This is a genomic window from Mesorhizobium sp. dw_380, assembly GCF_018588885.1.
Lineage (GTDB): Bacteria > Pseudomonadota > Alphaproteobacteria > Rhizobiales > Rhizobiaceae > Mesorhizobium.
This window is the reverse complement of the sequence record NZ_JAFFIW010000053.1, coordinates 16,108-34,033: the sequence shown is the minus strand read 5'-3', so window position 1 is coordinate 34,033 and position 17,926 is coordinate 16,108. Positions and strand designations below refer to the sequence as shown.

14 protein-coding genes are annotated in these 17,926 nt (G+C 63.2%); 5 read left to right on the top strand and 9 right to left on the bottom strand.

The genetic code is table 11. The features are described 5' to 3' along the window. Window positions 1-168 precede the first annotated feature (168 nt). The 4 genes from JT360_RS30135 to JT360_RS30120 form a co-directional block, all read right to left on the bottom strand. A complete protein-coding gene (locus JT360_RS30135) occupies window positions 169-768 on the bottom strand; it encodes an ABC-type transport auxiliary lipoprotein family protein (RefSeq protein ID WP_214476593.1) in 600 nt (199 codons plus the stop codon). Window positions 769-856: 88 nt separating this feature from the next. After that, entirely contained in the window at window positions 857-2,230 is a 1,374-nt protein-coding gene (locus JT360_RS30130) for an MlaD family protein (RefSeq protein WP_214476590.1), read from the bottom strand. 14 nt (window positions 2,231-2,244) lie between these two features. Continuing rightward, complete coding sequence (locus JT360_RS30125; RefSeq protein WP_214476587.1) at window positions 2,245-3,054, bottom strand: ABC transporter ATP-binding protein; 810 nt, start codon at window positions 3,052-3,054, stop codon at window positions 2,245-2,247. 1 nt (window position 3,055) lies between these two features. Continuing rightward, window positions 3,056-4,243, bottom strand: a complete 1,188-nt coding sequence (locus JT360_RS30120; RefSeq protein ID WP_214476585.1) for an ABC transporter permease — start codon at window positions 4,241-4,243, stop codon at window positions 3,056-3,058. A gap of 77 nt (window positions 4,244-4,320) precedes the next feature. Between JT360_RS30120 and dgcA the strand changes: the two genes are divergently transcribed. Then, window positions 4,321-5,304, top strand: coding sequence for an N-acetyl-D-Glu racemase DgcA (gene dgcA / locus JT360_RS30115; RefSeq protein ID WP_214476583.1), 984 nt, complete (start codon window positions 4,321-4,323; stop codon window positions 5,302-5,304). Here the strand turns inward: dgcA and JT360_RS30110 are convergent. Together JT360_RS30110 and JT360_RS30105 are read right to left on the bottom strand one after the other, a co-directional pair. Beyond that, on the bottom strand, window positions 5,275-6,489 hold the full coding sequence (locus JT360_RS30110; protein WP_214476581.1) for an MFS transporter: 1,215 nt from the start codon (window positions 6,487-6,489) through the stop codon (window positions 5,275-5,277). The two genes, dgcA and JT360_RS30110, sit on opposite strands and share 30 nt — an antisense overlap. 126 nt (window positions 6,490-6,615) lie before the next feature. Continuing rightward, window positions 6,616-7,398, bottom strand: coding sequence for a UDP-2,3-diacylglucosamine diphosphatase (locus JT360_RS30105; RefSeq protein ID WP_214476592.1), 783 nt, complete (start codon window positions 7,396-7,398; stop codon window positions 6,616-6,618). 151 nt (window positions 7,399-7,549) lie between these two features. On the opposite strand from JT360_RS30105, the gene JT360_RS30100 reads away from it, so the two are divergent. The 4 genes from JT360_RS30100 to JT360_RS30085 all read left to right on the top strand — a co-directional run bounded on the left by JT360_RS30100 (window position 7,550) and on the right by JT360_RS30085 (window position 13,036). Beyond that, complete coding sequence (locus JT360_RS30100) at window positions 7,550-8,329, top strand: SDR family oxidoreductase (protein ID WP_214476579.1); 780 nt, start codon at window positions 7,550-7,552, stop codon at window positions 8,327-8,329. 160 nt (window positions 8,330-8,489) lie between these two features. Continuing rightward, on the top strand, window positions 8,490-10,814 hold the full coding sequence (locus JT360_RS30095; RefSeq protein ID WP_214476577.1) for an NADP-dependent malic enzyme: 2,325 nt from the start codon (window positions 8,490-8,492) through the stop codon (window positions 10,812-10,814). Window positions 10,815-11,004: 190 nt separating this feature from the next. Continuing rightward, entirely contained in the window at window positions 11,005-11,685 is a 681-nt protein-coding gene (locus JT360_RS30090; protein ID WP_214476576.1) for an outer membrane protein, read from the top strand. 148 nt (window positions 11,686-11,833) lie between these two features. Beyond that, entirely contained in the window at window positions 11,834-13,036 is a 1,203-nt protein-coding gene (locus tag JT360_RS30085) for a DUF2865 domain-containing protein (protein WP_214476574.1), read from the top strand. On the opposite strand, the gene gltX is transcribed toward JT360_RS30085, so the two are convergent. From gltX to JT360_RS30070, 3 genes are all read right to left on the bottom strand, one after another. Next, entirely contained in the window at window positions 12,954-14,327 is a 1,374-nt protein-coding gene (gene gltX, locus JT360_RS30080) for a glutamate--tRNA ligase (RefSeq protein WP_214476572.1), read from the bottom strand. The two genes, JT360_RS30085 and gltX, sit on opposite strands and share 83 nt — an antisense overlap. A gap of 150 nt (window positions 14,328-14,477) precedes the next feature. Further along, the gene (locus JT360_RS30075; RefSeq protein WP_214476570.1) at window positions 14,478-15,659 is read right to left on the bottom strand and encodes a hypothetical protein; all 1,182 of its coding nucleotides are present in this window, start codon (window positions 15,657-15,659) and stop codon (window positions 14,478-14,480) included. Between the two features lie 324 nt (window positions 15,660-15,983). Beyond that, window positions 15,984-17,789 carry an ABC transporter ATP-binding protein gene (locus JT360_RS30070; protein WP_214476567.1) on the bottom strand — a complete coding sequence of 602 codons (1,806 nt, stop codon included), beginning with the start codon at window positions 17,787-17,789 and terminating at the stop codon, window positions 15,984-15,986. Window positions 17,790-17,926: the final 137 nt, after the last annotated feature.

Genomic DNA, 17,926 nt, shown 5'->3' with positions numbered 1-17,926 from the left:
ATAGTGACGGGGAGAAGGGAGATAGCATCGACCGCTCCGCCCGTTCTGCAACGTTGGTGATTGGCGAAATCATCGGCGACAGCCCTTTCTCCCCGTCGCTATACGGGGAGAAATGCCCGGCAGGGCAATGAGGGGCGGCGCAGACCGATTGCCTTGAGCGCCTCGCGCTCAGATCACCGAATCGGTCCAGCGAACGATCTGCTTGGCGGCGTCGCCGAACGCGCTGTCGAGCGCGCTGACATAGGCGGAATTGCCGCTGCCCGAAACGGGTGCGGTCGCGGTGAAGCTCTTGGAAGCCCGTACCTCGCCATTGCGATCGTTGAGCAGTCGAACGAACAGATCGACCTCAGCGTGCTCGCCGCCTTCGACGCGCACCTCGAAGGAACGGACCTCGACGATCACCTGATAATCGATCGCCAGGCCTTCGCCCGGCTTGCCGACACCGGCAAAGCTGCCGGAGCGCTGGAAGGTTTCGGCCAGCCGCGCCTGCACGATCAGCGGCAGCCGGTCGGCCCATTGCGCGCCCTTCAAATACTGGATCGAGCCGTCCGATGGCTTGATGACGATGCTCTGGCTGTCCAGCGCCTTGAGCGCGGAAGGCTGTGCGATCAGGATCTGGCGGCGGCTGTGGCCGCGCATGTCGATGGGCGGCGCGGAAAGCTCGAACGTGTCGAGCGGTGCCGGCTTGGCGCCCAACACCGCGCACCCGCCTAGCGTCAGGGCGAGCAAAGCCGCAGCCGATGTCACCCCGCCCGTTCTCACCCACATAGACTTCACGCGCGATCCCCGTTGTCCCCGGATCGTAAGATCACCCCGCCTTCGCGGCTCATGTTCTTGGGGTGCGCCGAGCCCGAAGTCAACGGCGCGCCCTGCCGTCGAACTGCCGGACCTCGCCCTCGCCACCCGAAAGGATGCGCTGCGGATTGCGGCTGAGGTCGGTCACCGCCTCCTCGATGCGGTTGATCGAGCGCCTGCTGTCCTGCACCAGTGCCTCGACATTCTGCAGCCCCTTGCCGGAGAAGCGCGCCAGATTGTCGGTGATGGTTCCCAGGCGGGCATTCAGCGTATCGGCAACCTGCTTGAACGACTTCAGCGTCGCCCTGGCGTCCGCCATCACGCCATCGGCCTGTCCGGATCCGAGCAAGGTGTCGACCCTGGCGAGGATGCCATCGACCCGCACCGAGGCGTCGTTGAGCCGCTGCGCCAATTGCTTGGCGTCCTTGATCGTCTGGTCGATGTCGTCGGCGCGGTTGGCGAACTTGTTGGTCACAACGGCGATGTCGGCGGCCGCCTTGTTGGCGCTTTCGCTGGCCTTCTGGATGTTGGCCAGAGCGGTGCGTACTTGCGCCGGGTCGATGCCGTCGAGCACACCGTCGACCTTGGCCAGCGTGCCTTGCGTCTGCTTGGCGAAATCATTGACGGACCCGACCGCCGTGTCGACATTCCTGATCACGCCGTCGAGCTGCTGCGATGTTTCCTTGAGGTTCGCGGTCACCGTATCGACATTGGCCACGATGCTCTTGATCTTGTCCTTGTCGACGGCATTGAGCAGGCCTTCCGCCGCCTTCAGCGTGCCGTCAAGCTTGCCGGACACACCCTTCAGTTCGTCGGACAGCGCGCTGACACTGGACAGGAACTTGTCGATGCCGTCGGAATTCCTGGCCAGCGCATCGGAAAATGTCTGCACGTTCTGCACGGTCTGCGTCAGCGGCCCGCGAACATCCTTGGTGAAGCCTTCGAGTTCCGAAAGCACCTTGTCGGCGCGCGTAAAGATGGTCTGCGCCGTTTGCAGCAGGTTCGTTACGGCTGACGGGTTGGCGACGATCTCGGCGACCTTGCCTTCCTTCTCGGCCTGGTCGAGGAGTTTCACTTCCTTGGGGTCGGCGCCCTTGAGTTCGATGTTGGCCTGCCCGGTGAGGCCGGCAAGCCCGATATCGGCTTGCGTCGATTTGGTGATCGGCGTCATCCGATCGATCTCGGTGTCGGCGATGGCGACAGTGGGATTGTCGACATCGATATAGACTCGCTTGACGTCACCGACTTTGACGCCGTTGAACAGCACGAAGCTGCCGCGGCCGAGGCCCGAAGCCGAACCCGGAATGCGTACGCGCAGCAGCGTCGTCTCGCCCCTCTCACCGATCGCGGCCGTCCAATAGACGAAGCCGAACGCCGCCAGGATCGCAACCAGCGTAAAGATGCCGACAATGACGTAGTTGGCTCTGGTTTCCATGGCTTCACTTATGGCTATGCGCGCGCAGCAAGATCAAGTTGCCGGGCGCGTTTTCCGCGGAAATAGGATTTCACCCACGGCTCCTCGCTCTTCAGCATGTCGTCGATGGTGCCTTCGACCAAAACTCTTTTGTTGCCCAGCACCGCCACGTGGTCGCAAGCGGTGAACAGAGTGTCGAGGTCGTGCGTGACCATATAGACGGTCAGGTCCATGGTGTCGCGCAGCTTGACGACGAGTTCGTCGAACTCTGCCGCGCTGATTGGATCGAGGCCGGACGTCGGCTCGTCGAGAAAGACGATGTCCGGATCGAGCGCCAGAGAGCGCGCAAGTGCTGCGCGCTTGATCATGCCGCCGGAGAGTTCGGAGGGGAATTTCTGCGCCGCGTCCGGCGGCAATCCCACCAGCTCGATTTTCAGCAGCGCCAGCTCATTCATCAGCTTTTTTGGCAGGTCGAGATATTCGCGCATCGGCACCTGCACGTTCTCCAACACCGTCAGCGCTGAAAACAGTGCTCCATGCTGGAACAGCACCCCAAGACGCATGTCGATGCGCAGCCGCTCCATATCGCTTGCCTTGTCGACGTCGACGCCAAACAGCTTGATCGTTCCCGTCTGCTTGCGCATCAACCCGAGAATGGTCCGCAAGAGGACAGACTTGCCGGCGCCCGAAGCCCCGACGAAGCCCAGGATCTCGCCCCGCTTGATGTCGAGCGAAAGCCTCTCAAGGATCACCTTGTCCTCGATGGCCACGGTGACGTCGCGCACCGAAAGCACGATGTCGCCTTCGTCCTGCTCCTTGGTCGTAACCCCATTGCCGTTCGCCATGTCAGAACTCGATCGCTGCGTAGAACATGGCGAAAAGGCCGTCGAGGATGATGACGACGAAGATCGACTTCACCACCGAGGCGGTCACATGCTGACCGAGCGACTCAGCACTGCCGCCGACCTTCATGCCTTCGACCGAAGCTATCGTGCCAATGATCATTGCCATGAACGGTGCCTTGATCAGCCCGGCAAAAATGGTGCTGAGATCGATGGCGACGCGCAGCCTGTCGAGAAAAGCGGCCGGGGTAATGTCGGAATAGAGCCAGGCCGCGGCAATGCCGCCGCCGAGCGCCGCGAAATTGGCGATGATCGTCAGGCATGGCAAGGCGATCACCAGTGCAACCAGGCGCGGAAAGACCAGGACGCCGATCGGATTGAGACCGATGACCTTCAGCGCGTCGACCTCCTCGCGCATCTTCATCGAGCCGATCTCGGCGGTGATCGCGCTGCCGGACCGGCCGGCGATCATGATCGCCGTCATCAGCACGCCGAGTTCGCGCAGGATCAGCACGCCGACGAGGTCGACGACGAAGATGTCGGCGCCGAAATAGCTGAGCTGGTAGGCGCCCTGCTGGGCGACGATGGCGCCGACGATCGCCGACATCAGCACCACCACCGGAATGGCGCCGACGCCCATGCGATCGATCTGGTTGAAGATCGACGCCGGATTGACGGCATGGCCGCGGCCGAGCTTCATCTGCGCGCCGCGGATGGTGGCGCCCAAAATATTCATCGAGGCGAGGAAATCGTCGCGCATCTCGTAGACGCGCCGGCCAACCGCCTCCAAGGCGCGAATGATGATGTTGGGCGGCCGCGCCGGCCCGGATTCGGGTTCTCGGCGGACAGCCTCGCCGACCGCGTCGAGCAGGATGGAAGCGATCTCGCTCTGGCCCTGCAGCCGGACCTCGACGTGCTTCTTCTCGAAGACGCTGACCAGCCGGTCGATCAGCCAGGCGCCGGCGGTATCGATCTTCTCGATTTTTGAAAGATCGAGAGCCAAGGTCTTGAAACCGCTTCGTTTCTCTATTTTGCGCATGTCGGCGTCGATCGCCGCCACGGTCCGTGTCGTCCAGATACCGGAGAACGCGCAGTCGAGAACGCCGCCCTCCTCGCCGACTGCCACGCGTGGTTGGTGGTCAGCCTCCGAGGCGGTCGTACCGCTTGCGTCACGCTTGCCGATGGTCAACATGGCGTCCTGTTTAGCCTGACGGGTCCGACCTTGTCGATTTGCCGACAACCCTTCTCGCACAGCCGGAGCAGAAAAATATGGCGCGTGTCATTTCGGTCGAGGCCGAGCGTTTTCCAATTGCCGGCACCTTCACCATTTCGCGCGGCTCCAAGACCGAGGCCGAGGTCATTACGTGCACGATCAGCCAAGACAGACATATAGGGCGCGGCGAATGCGTTCCCTACAAGCGTTACGGCGAAACCATGGACGGCGTGCACGCGGCGATCGAGGCGATGCGCGAGCGGATCGCCGACGGCATCGATCGGACCGCCCTGCTTGGTGCCATGCCGGCCGGCGCCGCCCGCAATGCCGTCGACTGTGCCCTGTGGGACCTCGAAGCCAAGATGAGCGGCAACCCGGTGGCGAACGCGATCTCGCGGGCTCCGCTGCTTCCGCTCGAAACCGCCTACACGCTGTCGCTCGGCGAACCCGAGGCGATGGCGGCACAGGCCCGTGCCAATGCCAACCGGCCGCTGCTCAAGGTCAAGATCGGCGGCGACAACGACATCGCCCGGATCCAGGCGGTGACACACGCGGCGCCCGGGAGCCGAATCATCCTTGATGCCAATGAGGGCTGGACCGACGACAACATCGTCGCGAACCTGGCCTTTGCCGCCGAGCAAGGCATTGCGCTGATCGAGCAGCCGCTGCCGGCGGGCCGTGACGGGATCCTGCGCCACATCGCGCATCCGGTGCCGATCTGCGCCGACGAAAGCGTGCATGAGGCCAAGGATATTGCCTCGCTTGTCGGCCTCTACGACGCCGTCAACATCAAGCTCGACAAGTCCGGCGGGCTGACGGCGGCGCTGATGCTGCGTGACCGCGCCCGCGAACTGGGTTTCGGCGTCATGGTCGGCTGCATGGTCGGCACATCGCTTGCGATGGCGCCGGCGGTCCTGCTGGCCCAGGATGCCGATTTCGTCGATCTCGACGGCCCGCTGCTGCTTGCCCGCGACCGCGAGCCGGGCCTGGTCTACCAGGGTTCGCTCGTCTCACCCCCGGACCGGGTGCTTTGGGGCTGAGCGCGCCGCAAGCCCGATCAGCACGAGGCCGACGACCGCGATCGGGATCATCGCCAGGAACCCGTCGACGCCGAGACGGTCATAGAGCGGACCGGAAGCAAGCGTAACGGCGGCCATGAAGAAGCCGTTGAAGAAATAGGCGATGCCTTGCGCCGCACCCGTGCGCTCCTCGGAGACGGTCTCGCCGATCATCTTCTGCAGGCCGATCAGCACCATTGCGACAGACACCGAATGCAGCGACTGCACGGCGAAGAAGCCGGGAACGCCAAGGCCGAATGGCCACACCAGCGGAAAAGCAATCCAGCGCACGATCGAGCCGATGCCGGCGATCAGCATCACCCTGGCGACCGACACGGAGCCGAAAATACGGCTGAAAAACAAAAACATGCAGACTTCGGACACCACGCCCCAGGCCCACAGCAGGCCAACGACGGAATCGCTGATGCCGATCGATTTCCAGTAGATGGAAACGAAGCCGTAGAGGAAGGCATGGCTGGCGGTAATGATGCCGACGCCAAGCGTGAAGTAGAGGAAATAGGCGTTGAACAGGCTCGGCGCCGCGTGCTGGATTTCCGCGGCCGACAGCGGCGAGGCCTTGCGCGGACGCCCCAGGCGCGGCGCCAGCAGCCCCGCGATGAGTGCCGCGCCAAGAGCAAGGAATATAATCACCGGAACGGCTTGGGGACCGGTGGCCGCCAGGATGAAGCCGCCCGCGACATTGGCCAGGAGATAGCAGATCGAACCCCATTTGCGCATGCTTGCATAATTCGAGCCGAAGCGGCGTACCCCGGAAAGCGCCAGCGAATCGGCGATCGGCGAATGCGGCGTCCAGACGATTGTCAGCGCCAGCGACACAGCCAGCACCATCGCGTAGGTCGGCGTGAGGAAATAACCCGCCGACAAAAGCAGGGCAGCCGCCACCAGCGTGATATAGACATCGGCGCGGTCCCTCGCCCGGTCGGCGAGCGTCGTCAGCAGCGGTGTCGTCACCACGCGCAGGAACATCGGCGCCGCCAGGATGACGGCGATCTGTTCGGCATGAAACCCCTTGGCCTGCAGCCACAGCGGGAAATAGGGCAGATGCGTGCCGAGCGATATGAACAACGTGCCGAAGATCAGACTCATGCGCAGTTCGAAATGGCGCGGCTTGACGAGCTGTTCTGGCGAAAGCGGCGGCAGGGACATGAATCGATCCAATTACGCCGCGCTCGACCGGCTGGCGACCTGGATCGATCCCTTAACATGGCAGAAAACCAGGCGAAACCGGCTGGACTAATCGATTAACGCTGAAAGCCGCCGTCAAATCCCGCTTCAGGCCGCCTGCCCGACCCGATCTTCGATGAGCATCGGGATGAAGGGCTCGTCCGGCGCCTCGGGCATCACTTGCGCCCAGGTCAGGATTTCCATCCGGCCATCGAAATGCTCGACCACGGCCGTGCAGCTTTCCACCCAGTCGCCGGTGTTGATGTAGCGCACGTCATCGAAATTCTCGATCGCCGCATGATGGATATGGCCGCAGATCACGCCGTCGACATGTGAGCGACGCGCCTCCTCGGTCAGCACGGTCTGGAACGAGCCGATGAAGTTGACCGCCTTCTTGACCTTGACTTTGGCCCAGGACGAGAACGACCAGTAAGGCAGGCCGAGCAATTGGCGCAGCCGTGTCACCACGCGGTTGACGATCATCGCCGCGTCATAGGCATGATCGCCGAGATAGGCGAGCCAGCGCTGATTGTGGACGACGGTGTCGAACTGGTCGCCATGGATGACGAGCAGGCGCTTGCCGTCGGCGGTCTCATGGATGGCTCGGTCGGCGACAACGATGCCGCCGAAATGCACGCCCTGGAACTGGCGGGCGAACTCGTCGTGATTGCCGGCGATATAGGTGATGCTGGCGCCCTTGCGCGCCTTGCGCAGCAGTTTCTGTACGACGTCATTGTGGCTTTGCGGCCAGTGCCAGCTCCTCCGCAGCCGCCAGCCGTCGACGATATCGCCGACCAGATAGATGATGTCGGCGTCGTGGTGGCGCAGGAAATCGATCAGGAACTCGGCCTTCGCCGCTTTCGAGCCGAGATGGACATCGGAAATGAACATGCTGCGGAAAGTGCGGGGCTCTGGGCCGGACATCGCGATTTCACCTTGCTTTCGAGCAGCCTATGCCCCGATTCATGCAACAACCGTATGACGGTTGCGATTGGTCCAGCGCTAGCGCTAGCCTGCCGGCCAAATCACAGGAGAAATCGTCATGGATCTCGGTATCAGCGGAAAGAAGGCCATCGTCTGCGCTTCGAGCAAGGGGCTTGGAAAAGGCTGCGCCATGGCGTTGGCCGAGGCCGGCTGCGATATCGTCGTCAACGGCCGCAACGCCGACCTGGTGGCGAAAACCGCCGCGGAGCTGCGCGAGCGCTATGGCGTGACGGTGACGGAAGTCGTCGGCGACGTCTCCAAGCCGGATGTGCAGAAGGCGCTGCTCGCCGCCTGCCCCGAAGCCGACATTCTCGTCAACAACAATGGCGGTCCGCCGCTGCGCGATTTTCGCGAACTCGATCGCGGCAAAATCCTCGAAGGCGTCACCCAGAACATGGTGACGCCAATCGAGCTGGTGCAGGCCGTGCTCGATGGCATGGCCGCGCGCGGCTTCGGGCGCATCGTCAACATCACCTCGCTGTCCGTCTACGTCCCTATTCCCGGTCTCGACCTGTCGTCGGGCGCGCGCGCCGGTCTGACCTCGTTCCTTGCCGGCGTGGCGCGAACGGTGATCGACCGCAACGTGACCATCAACAGTCTCTTGCCCGGCAAGCTCGATACCGACCGTCTGCGCGGCCCGCATGAGGCCGGCACCGTCGAGGACCCCGCTGCTGCCGCGGCGCGCAAGACCCGCATCAGCGCCGATGTGCCGGCCAAGCGGCTCGGCACGCCTGAGGAATTCGGCCAGATCTGCGCCTTCCTGTGCTCGGTCCATGCCGGCTACCTGACCGGGCAGAACATACCGGTCGACGGCGGTCTCTACGTCAGCGCCTTCTGACCTCTACAATCTCAGTGCAGAAGAAACCCTGTCCAAGCGGCTGAAATAAATCAGCTATTCCTGTCTCGCTGATGTGATCTGCGATTGCGTCATTTGGCATCTCGAAAAACCGCGGCCGCATGCTAAGAAGGGTCGCAGGCAGAGCGCAGGGAGGGCCGGAATGACTGGCGAGAACAAGAAAACGGCACGTTCGGACCTCGACGAAGCCGCCCTTTATTTCCACAAGCACCCGACGCCGGGAAAGCTCGAAATCCAGGCGACCAAGCCGCTCGGCAACCAGCGCGACCTGGCGCTTGCCTATTCGCCCGGCGTGGCCGCCCCTTGTCTCGAGATCCGCGACAATCCGGCAACCGCGGCGGATTACACGGCGCGCGCCAACCTGGTCGGGGTCGTCTCCAACGGCTCGGCAGTGCTCGGCCTCGGCAATATCGGCCCGCTGGCCTCCAAGCCGGTCATGGAAGGCAAAGCGGTCCTGTTCAAGAAGTTCGCCGGCATCGACGTCTTCGACATCGAGATCGACGCGCCTGAAATCGAGCGCATGGTTGAAACGGTTGCTGCGCTGGAGCCGACATTCGGCGGCATCAACCTCGAGGACATCAAGGCGCCGGAATGTTTCGAGGTGGAGGAACGGCTGAAGGCCCGCATGGGCATACCGGTGTTCCACGACGACCAGCACGGCACCGCCATCATCGTCGCCGCTGCCGTGCTCAACGGGCTTGAATTCGCCGGCAAGACCATTTCGGACATCAAGGTCGTCACCTCCGGCGCAGGTGCCGCGGCCCTTGCCTGCCTCAACCTTCTGGTCTCGCTCGGCGTGCGCATCGAAAACATCTGGGTCACCGACCGTTTCGGCGTCGCCTACAAGGGCCGTGTCGACGAGATGGACCGCTGGAAGGATCCTTATGTGAAGGACACCGAGGCGCGCACGCTGGCTGATGTCATCCAAGACGCCGACGTCTTCCTCGGCCTGTCGGCGGCAGGCGTGTTGAAACCGGAACTGCTCCAGCACATGGCACCGAAGCCGCTGATCCTGGCGCTCGCCAATCCCAATCCGGAGATCATGCCGGAAGTGGCGCGCGCGGCGCGTCCCGATGCGATGATCTGCACCGGTCGGTCCGATTTTCCCAATCAAGTCAACAACGTGCTCTGCTTTCCCTACATTTTCCGTGGCGCGCTCGACTGCGGCGCCAGCGCCATCAACGAGGAGATGAAGATGGCTGCCGTGCGGGCCATCGCCGCCCTCGCCCGCGAAGAGCCTTCGGACGTCGCTGCACGTGCCTATTCGGGCGAGACGCCGATCTTCGGGCCCGATTTCCTGATCCCGTCGCCTTTCGATCCCAGGCTCATCCTGCGCATCGCGCCGGCCGTCGCCAAGGCGGCCTGCGACACCGGAGTGGCGACACGGCCGATCACCGATTTCGCCGCCTATATCGACAAGCTCAACCGTTTCGTCTTCCGCTCAGGCCTGGTGATGAAGCCGGTGTTCTCGTCCGCCAAGGCCTCGAGCGCCAAGCGCGTCATCTACGCCGATGGCGAGGATGAGCGCGTGCTGCGCGCTGCCCAGGTGGTGCTCGAGGAAGGCATTGCCGAGCCGATCCTGATCGGCCGTCCGCATGTCATCGAGGTCCGCCTGAAACGTTATGGCCTGCGCATCAAGCCGGGCGTCGATTTCGGCCTGATCAACCCGGAAGACGATCCGCGCTACCGCCACTATGTCGACCTCCTGATCGAGCTTGCAGGCCGGCGTGGCGTGACGACGGAGGCCGCGCGCACCATGGTGCGCACCGACAACACGGTGATCGCGGCACTTGCGCTGAAACGCGGCGATGCCGATGCCATGGTCTGCGGCCTCGAAGGGCGCTTCGAGCGGCATCTGCGCAATGTGACGCTGATCATCGGACCGCGCGCCGGCATCAAGGATTATGACCTGTCGACGCTGTCCATGCTGATCTCGCAGCGCGGCATCATCTTCCTCACCGACACGCACGTCTCCGTCGACCCGACAGCCGAAGAAATCGCCGAAATGACGGTGCTGGCGGCCGAGGAAATCCAGCGCTTCGGCATCGAGCCGAAGGCGGCGCTTCTGTCGCATTCGGATTTCGGTTCGCGCGATTCGCCGAGTGCCCTGAAGATGCGGCAAGCGGCGGCGATCCTTGCACGCATTGCGCCGGAGCTGCAGTGCGACGGCGAAATGCACGCCGATTCCGCATTGTCGGAGCATCTGCGCCAGCGCGTCTATCCCCATTCGCGGCTGAAGGGTGAGGCCAATCTGCTGGTGTTCCCGAATCTCGATTCGGCCAACATCACGCTGACGGCGCTGCGCGCCATGATGGATGCGCTGCATGTCGGGCCGATCCTGCTCGGCACCGACAAGCCGGCGCATATCCTGACGCCCTCGGTCACGTCGCGCGGTGTCGTCAACATGACGGCGCTGGCCGTGGTCGAGGCGGCGCACAAGGCGCAGGCTGTCGCCAATCTGGACTGAGCTGGGCTCCAGCGGGTTCAGTTTGGGCCGAGGACAGCTTCCCTCATCTGCCGGCGACCACCTCGTCCAAAACCGAGGTGTTGCTGGCCGGCAACTTCCGATTGCGGAAAATCGGCGTTGGCCGGAAGCGGATTTCACAGGGAAAGCCGACCTGATACGGTTGCGCATCTGGTTTGGCGGCGAGGACGTCATGAAGGGTCTGTCGCTTGCATCGGCATTGCTCTCCCTGATCAGCGGACAAGCACTCGCCGCCGACGCAGTCAGTTTCGAACCCACAACCGTCCACGACTGGTCCGGCGTCTATGTCGGCGGGCAAATCGGCTACGGTTTCGGACAGACCGATGCGGCTTACAATCTGCCGAACACGCCAACTATCCAGGGTTCGCAGGACTACGACACGGATGGTTTCCTGGGCGGCGTCCAAATCGGCTACAACCACCAGATCAACTCCGCTGTTCTCGGCGTCGAGGCCGATTTTTCCGGAGCCGACATCAAGGGGCACTCCGATGAGATCCATGTTGGCGAAGGCGATACTTACGACACCAAGGTGGACTGGTTTGGAACGCTTCGCGCCAGGGCAGGCTATGCGTTCGATCGCACCCTGATCTACGGGACCGGCGGCCTGGCGTTCGGAAGCGTCGAGAACCGCTATCTCGACGGCCCCCTGAACAGCTCTTCCGAGAAGAACACCAAGGTCGGCTGGACCATCGGCGCCGGACTGGAGCAAGCGATCTCGGACCATTGGTCGGCAAAGTTCGAATATCAATATGTCGATCTGCGGGACCAGACCATCGACTATGATGTCAACTCCAACACCACGTTCGACAACACGTTCAATGCGGTCAAGATCGGCATGAACTACAAGTTCTGACAGCCGCCGGAGCGGGCTGCCGGCCATCCATCGAGCGCGCAAGCCGAATTGATCACCGCCTTTCGGCCAACCACTGGACCGCATCCGAAATAGACGATTAACCGCGAACGGGTAGCTTGGCGACCACAGGCCAGCGGGATTCAGGCGGATGACAAGCGGAGGGTTGAAGCGGGCGCATGCTGCCATGCTGCTTGGCCTCCTGCTGTCCGGCGCCACCATCACCGAGCCACAGGCCGCCTCGCGGGTCTGCCGGCAGTTGGAGGCTGATCTTGGGGCTTCGCGCGGCGGTGGCGGTGGCCCGGCAATGGTCCGCAAATACGACGCCGCGATCGACCGGCAGCGCGAACAGATCTCGAAGGCCCGCGGCCAAGCGAGCAGCGCCGGTTGCGGGTTTTCGCTGTTTTCCCGCAACATCAACCAATGCGCCGGGCTCAACGCCACCATCGACCGCATGAACGCCAATCTCGACAGTCTCCAGGCCAAGCGTGCCCTGCTCGCCGGCGGCGGGTCACGTCGCGACCGCGGCCGCATCCTGGCCGCGCTCGACGCCAATGGCTGCCGCGACGACACGGTTGCGCCGCGCCGCGATCCGCCGCGGGAAGCCGACCGAGGCGAAGACGGCAACGCGAACCTGTTCGACCAGCTTTTCGGCAATGACAGCCGGCAGGGCGACACGCTTGACGAACCCGACGATCCCGGCGAGGAGCGCAATGTCCGCCGCGTCCTGAACCAACCCGGCAGTCCGGACTTGCCGGGCACCGGCGGTGAGTTCCACACCAGCTGCGTGCGCACCTGCGACGGCTATTTCTTCCCGATGTCGAACGCTGCCTCGGTCGGCGATTTCGAGCGCGACCAGAAGAATTGCGAATCGAGCTGCCCTGGCACCGAGATGCAGGTCTTCTATTCGCGCGGCATGGACGACGATTCGGCATCGATGACATCATCGGTCACCGGCAGACCGTATAGCGAATTGCCGACCGCCTATCTCTATAAGCAGCCCAACATGTCGCGACCGCCGGCCTGCGGCTGTAATGCCGCCACTCAGGATTTCCAGATCATTGGCGGCAACGCGCCGTATCAGCAGCGGTCGCAGCCCGAAACCGAAGCCGCACCGGTCGTTCCCGTCCCGGCCTCAAAGCCCGATCCAGGCGCCGACCCGGAAACCCTGGCCAATATGGCAGGCGGGCTCGACCGCGAAGCCATCAAGCGGCTTTCCGCGAAACCGGTGACATCGCCCGTGTCCGCCTTGCCGCCGGAACAGCGCAAGGTCAGGGTCGTCGGGCCAACGTTCCTTCCCGACCCATCAGCGGCAATAAATCTGCAAGCTCCGGCCCCGAAGGCAGCCCGGTAAGCGCAAGTCTGAGCGGCATGAACAGCCCCTTACCCTTGCGCCCGGTCGCTTCCCTGATCTTGCCGGTCCAATCTTTCCAGACGGTGCCGTTCCAGGGTTCTTCGGGCAGGACGTCGAAGGCCTGATGAAGAAAATCTCGGTCGTCGGCCGAAAATTCGGATCTCTCCTGCGGCCCCTCGCGCAGGATGCGCCACCAGGCCACCGCGTCGGCAAGCCGGTCGAGATTGCCGCGCACCGCCAGCCAGAACGGTTCGGCCTGTTCACCGGAGATGCCAAGCACCATCAGCCTGTCTCGTGCCTCGTCGAACGGCATGTGGTGCAGGAGAACGCGGTTGAGCACGAAAAGCTCGTCCGGATCGAACTTGGCCGATGATTTCGAGGTCGCGGCCGGGTCGAAATGGCCGGCAAGTTCGCTCAGATCATGCGCGGCCGCGACATTCTCTGAAGTGCCGACCAGCACGGCCAGCGAAGCGACGGCCATCGGCTCGATGCCATCCTCGCGCAGGCTTTCGATGGAGAGCGCTCCGGTGCGCTTCGACAGCCCCTCGCCCGAGGCGGTGGTCAAAAGATTATGATGGCCGAAGACCGGCGGCTCGGCACCCAGCGCCTTGAACAGGGCGATCTGCACGCCGGTGTTGGTGACATGGTCGTCACCACGGATGACATGACTGACGCCCATTTCAATGTCGTCGAGGACGGACGGCAGCGTGTAGAGATAGGTGCCGTCCTCGCGCACCAGGACCGGGTCGGACAGCGAGGCCAGATCGACCGTTTCCTCGCCACGCACCAGATCGTTCCAATGGACCTCCGTGCGTTCCGGCTGCTGCGGATCGGCAGTGAAATTGGGCAGCAGGAAGCGCCAGTGCGGCCGACGGCCGTCGGACTGGTATTCGGCGACCTGCTCCTGCGTCAGCGTCAGCGCCTCGCGGCCGTACACCGGCGGCAGGCCGCGCGTACGGCGCACCTTTCGTCTGAGATCGAGTTCCTCCGGCGTTTCGTAGCAGGCATAGAGAACGCCCGCCGCCTTCAACCGCTCGACGGCCGCGTCATAGATTTCAAAGCGCCGCGACTGATACTCAGTGACATCGGGAAAAATGCCCAGCCAGTGCAGGTCGTAGAGGATGGCGTCGGAGAACTCCTGCTTCGAACGGGCTATGTCGGTGTCGTCGAAGCGCTGGATGAAGCGTCCCTTGTTGTTCAAGGCAAACAGCCAGTTGAACAGAGCGGTGCGCGCATTGCCGATATGGATGCGGCCGGTTGGCGAGGGAGCAAAACGAACGGTAACTGTCATGAACGGGGCGTACCGGATGCCTTTGTGGTTGACAAGATGCGCCCCCGCGCTGAGCCGCAGACATAGAACATGGCGACTGGAATGAAAAGACCAGCCGGTGCATAGGCGGCGGCAGTCCTGCGGAGCCGGCGCCGGTTGAGATGAAGGCGATCAGCGGCCGAAGTCATCGGAGCTGAGGCGGGTCCAACGGTCGCCCATCAAGCCACCGATAAAGATGTCGCCGGAGCGGACCGCTTCCGCGACCTCGGGGATTCGCGAGCGGACCATCGTCCCCCCGGCATAGCGGAAGAAGAGATTCTTATAGCCGAAGAGTTGAGGCATGAATCTGCTGTGCGTCTGCCCGGTGATACCCACGCAGCCCATATCCCGCGCGGCCGCGATAAGGCCATCCAGCGTCGAGCCCCAGTGAGATCCGGACGCCTGGATTTGCAACAAGTTCGCGATATCGCCGGTTTGGCCGTAGAAGGCATAACAACCGAGCATTTTGCCCGTTTTGTCGTAAGTCCCACCGAAATGAAGTGGGCCATCGGCCCGCTTCTCGGCCGCCAGCGCGAGCAGCCGTGACAGCTCGCCATCCCTCCAACTCGGACGAAGAGAGTAATCGGACAGCAAGGTCGGCAGCCGCTCGGCAAATTGCGCGGCATCGATCGGCTCACTGTGGACCCGTTGCGGCGATGAAAGCTGGACCGGGGATGCAAACCTTCTTTTAGCAAGAGCATCGAATGCTCTCGCGCAGGGATCGAGCGCCAGGCGAGGCAGGCCGGGCCATTTACGATGCAGTGCGGCGGCGGCCATTGCGGCCGGCCGGAAAATACAGGTCCATCCCAAACAATGCACCGGCAGGAGCTGATACTTCATCGGGCGCGCGAAGGCCAAAGATACCCGGTTGGCTGAATCGGTCAGCTGCAGATCGAATCCACCTTGATGCAAGGCACGCAGCAATTGCGGTCCCGCCAAGCCGTTGTCGGTGCCTGGGTCGGCCATAAACGGACCGATAATCGCCGCGTTCAATGCCGCTCCGTTGAGTTCGTAACGGGCTTTCAGGACGCCGAGGAACCCACCAAGACCACCCTGCCGGTTGATGTGGACAAGAGCGCTGCTCGCACCGGACTGGCCGGCGGGGTCAAGATAAATCTCCCTCATATACTCGGCCGTCTCAGCGATCGCGCGATCGAGGAGGTGACGCCGGCGGCGGCGGAACTTCGTCAGGAAGAGTGCGGCGACGCGCTCGAGATCTTCGGCAGCGAGCGGCCGAACCGAACCATGCTGAGATTCCAGCACCGACGGCGAAACTACCTTTTCCGGGGCAGCATTTGCGGAACCAAGATGCATCGTAGGGCGAAATCCTGCGCTGGGTAGTCGGATCCCAGGATTGCATCGATCGCCTCTGGGTTGCTTCGAGTAAGGATATACAAACCAATGGTTGAAACAACGTATCTCGATCGGCATCATAAACAAAATGTCTCGAGACTCAGTATATGGAAAAATATGGAAAAGGACTTGGATACCGCGTCGCATCACTCCTGCCGTCTCCCGCTGCGACCGCGGACTTCATAGGCCGATTTGCCCGGCCAGCACACGCTAAATAACGGGGACTTCGCACATCTCAGGCGCCCGATGAGGTGACCTCCGGCTGAAACCGGAGGCCACCTCAAGTCAGCCGACAAGGCCCTTGGTCAGTTCAAGTGCCTGGCGCTCGAAGAGGCGGCGGTAGATCCCGCCCTTCAGCCGGATCAACTCGTCATGCGAGCCTTCCTCGACGATCTTGCCGCGGTCGAAGACCAGCAGCCTGTCGAGCGCCCTCACCGTCGAAAGCCGGTGCGCGATGACCAGCGTCGTGCGGCCGACCATCAGCCGTTCCATCGCTTGCTGGATCAGCACCTCCGATTCCGAATCGAGGCTCGATGTCGCCTCGTCCAGGATCAGGATGCGGGCATCGGCAAGGAAAGCGCGCGCGATCGCCACGCGCTGCCGCTCGCCGCCCGACAGTTTCACGCCGCGCTCGCCGACCAGCGTGCCATAACCCTTCGGCAGGCCGATGATGAAGTCATGCGCGCTCGCCAGCCTGGCGGCGTGCTCGATCTCACCTTGCGTCGCAGTCGGCCTGCTATAGGCGATGTTTTCGGCCAGCGACCGGTGAAACAGGATCGGCTCCTGCTGGACGATGGCGATCTGCCCACGCAGCGACGCTTGCGCCACCCGCGAAATATCCTGGCCGTCGATCAGGATCTTTCCCGCATTCACGTCGTAGAGCCGCTGGATGAGCTTGACGAAGGTCGTCTTGCCCGACCCCGAGTGGCCGACGAGCCCGACACGTTCACCCGGCGCGATATCGACCGAAAAGTCGCGGTAGAGCGCCGACCGGTGACTGCCGTAGTGAAAGGTGACGTTGTCGAAGCTGATCGCCCCTTGTGTGATCCGGATCGGCCTGGCGCCGGGCCGGTCTTCGATGCCCAGCGGTTCCGACTGGAAATCGACCAGTTCCTCCATGTCGTTGATCGAGCGCTGCAAATTGCGGATATGCGTGCCTATGTCACGCAAATAGCCCTGCAGCACGAAGAACGAGGTCAATACGAAGGCGACATCGCCGGCGCTCGCCTGGCCCCACGACCACAGCATCAGCGCCAGGCCGATCACCGCGGCGCGCATGACCAGCAGCAGCGCCCCTTGCGTGGTGCCGTTGATGGTGCCGCGCACCCAGGTGCGCCGCGTGCGCGCACGCCATTTGGCGACCACGCTGGCGAGGCGGCGCTCCTCGCGCTCCTCGGCGCCAAAGCCCTTGACCACGGCATTGCAGCTCACCGCATCGGCCAGCGAGCCGCCGAGGCGAGTGTCCCAGGTGTTTGCGAGCCTTGCCGCCGGTGCGACATAGCCGAGCGACAGCATCGCCGTCACCATGATGAACAGCACCGAACCGGCGGCAACGACCGCGCCCATCAGCGGCCAGAACCAGCCAAGCAGCAGCGTCGAGCCGGCCAACATGACGACCGACGGCAGCAGCGCGATGAGGATGGTGTCGTTGAGCAGGTCGAGCGCCCACATGCCGCGCGTCACCTTGCGCACGGTCGAGCCGGCAAAGCTGTTGGCGTGCCAGTCGGTGGAAAAGCGCTGGACGCGATGGAAGGCGTCGGCGGCAATGTCGGCCATCATCTTCAGCGTCAGTTCGACGATCCCCATGAAGGCAAGGTTGCGTAGCACAACGCCGGTCAGCGCCAGCGCTATCAGCATGGAGAACGCCGTCATCGCGGCATTCCAGGCAATGGCGTCCGCGCCGGCGCTGCTGGCGACGGCGTCGACCAGCCGCCCGGAATAAAGCGGCGTCAGGACGTCGGCCAGCGTCGACAGCAGGAAACCGCCCATGATGAGCGAAAGCCGCCAGGGCTGGCGCCGCCAATGGGTAAGCGTGAAACCAAGAACGCTGCGAAAGGCGCTGGCGCGCAAATCGATCTTGAAACGAGCCATGATGTCATTCGGGCGCAAAAGAGCCCGATCCCGGTAAGGTCGAAAATTGAAGAAGCCGCACAAGGGACTAATGATTGCCCGGAAGCGGAGTGGCATATTTTGGCGTCACGCCCTTGTCAGGGCGGCGACCGGCATCG

Bases quoted from the DNA above. Each gene is read 5' to 3' on its own strand.
- JT360_RS30090 (WP_214476576.1), top strand. From the start codon at position 11,005: ATGAAGGGTCTGTCGCTTGCATCGGCATTGCTCTCCCTGATCAGCGGA.
- JT360_RS30125 (WP_214476587.1), bottom strand. From the start codon at position 3,054: ATGGCGAACGGCAATGGGGTTACGACCAAGGAGCAGGACGAAGGCGAC.
- JT360_RS30085 (WP_214476574.1), top strand. From the start codon at position 11,834: ATGACAAGCGGAGGGTTGAAGCGGGCGCATGCTGCCATGCTGCTTGGC.
- JT360_RS30120 (WP_214476585.1), bottom strand. From the start codon at position 4,243: ATGTTGACCATCGGCAAGCGTGACGCAAGCGGTACGACCGCCTCGGAG.
- JT360_RS30130 (WP_214476590.1), bottom strand. From the start codon at position 2,230: ATGGAAACCAGAGCCAACTACGTCATTGTCGGCATCTTTACGCTGGTT.
- JT360_RS30095 (WP_214476577.1), top strand. From the start codon at position 8,490: ATGACTGGCGAGAACAAGAAAACGGCACGTTCGGACCTCGACGAAGCC.
- gltX (WP_214476572.1), bottom strand. From the start codon at position 14,327: ATGACAGTTACCGTTCGTTTTGCTCCCTCGCCAACCGGCCGCATCCAT.
- JT360_RS30105 (WP_214476592.1), bottom strand. From the start codon at position 7,398: ATGTTCATTTCCGATGTCCATCTCGGCTCGAAAGCGGCGAAGGCCGAG.
- JT360_RS30135 (WP_214476593.1), bottom strand. From the start codon at position 768: ATGTGGGTGAGAACGGGCGGGGTGACATCGGCTGCGGCTTTGCTCGCC.
- JT360_RS30075 (WP_214476570.1), bottom strand. From the start codon at position 15,659: ATGCATCTTGGTTCCGCAAATGCTGCCCCGGAAAAGGTAGTTTCGCCG.
- dgcA (WP_214476583.1), top strand. From the start codon at position 4,321: ATGGCGCGTGTCATTTCGGTCGAGGCCGAGCGTTTTCCAATTGCCGGC.
- JT360_RS30100 (WP_214476579.1), top strand. From the start codon at position 7,550: ATGGATCTCGGTATCAGCGGAAAGAAGGCCATCGTCTGCGCTTCGAGC.
- JT360_RS30110 (WP_214476581.1), bottom strand. From the start codon at position 6,489: ATGTCCCTGCCGCCGCTTTCGCCAGAACAGCTCGTCAAGCCGCGCCAT.
- JT360_RS30070 (WP_214476567.1), bottom strand. From the start codon at position 17,789: ATGGCTCGTTTCAAGATCGATTTGCGCGCCAGCGCCTTTCGCAGCGTT.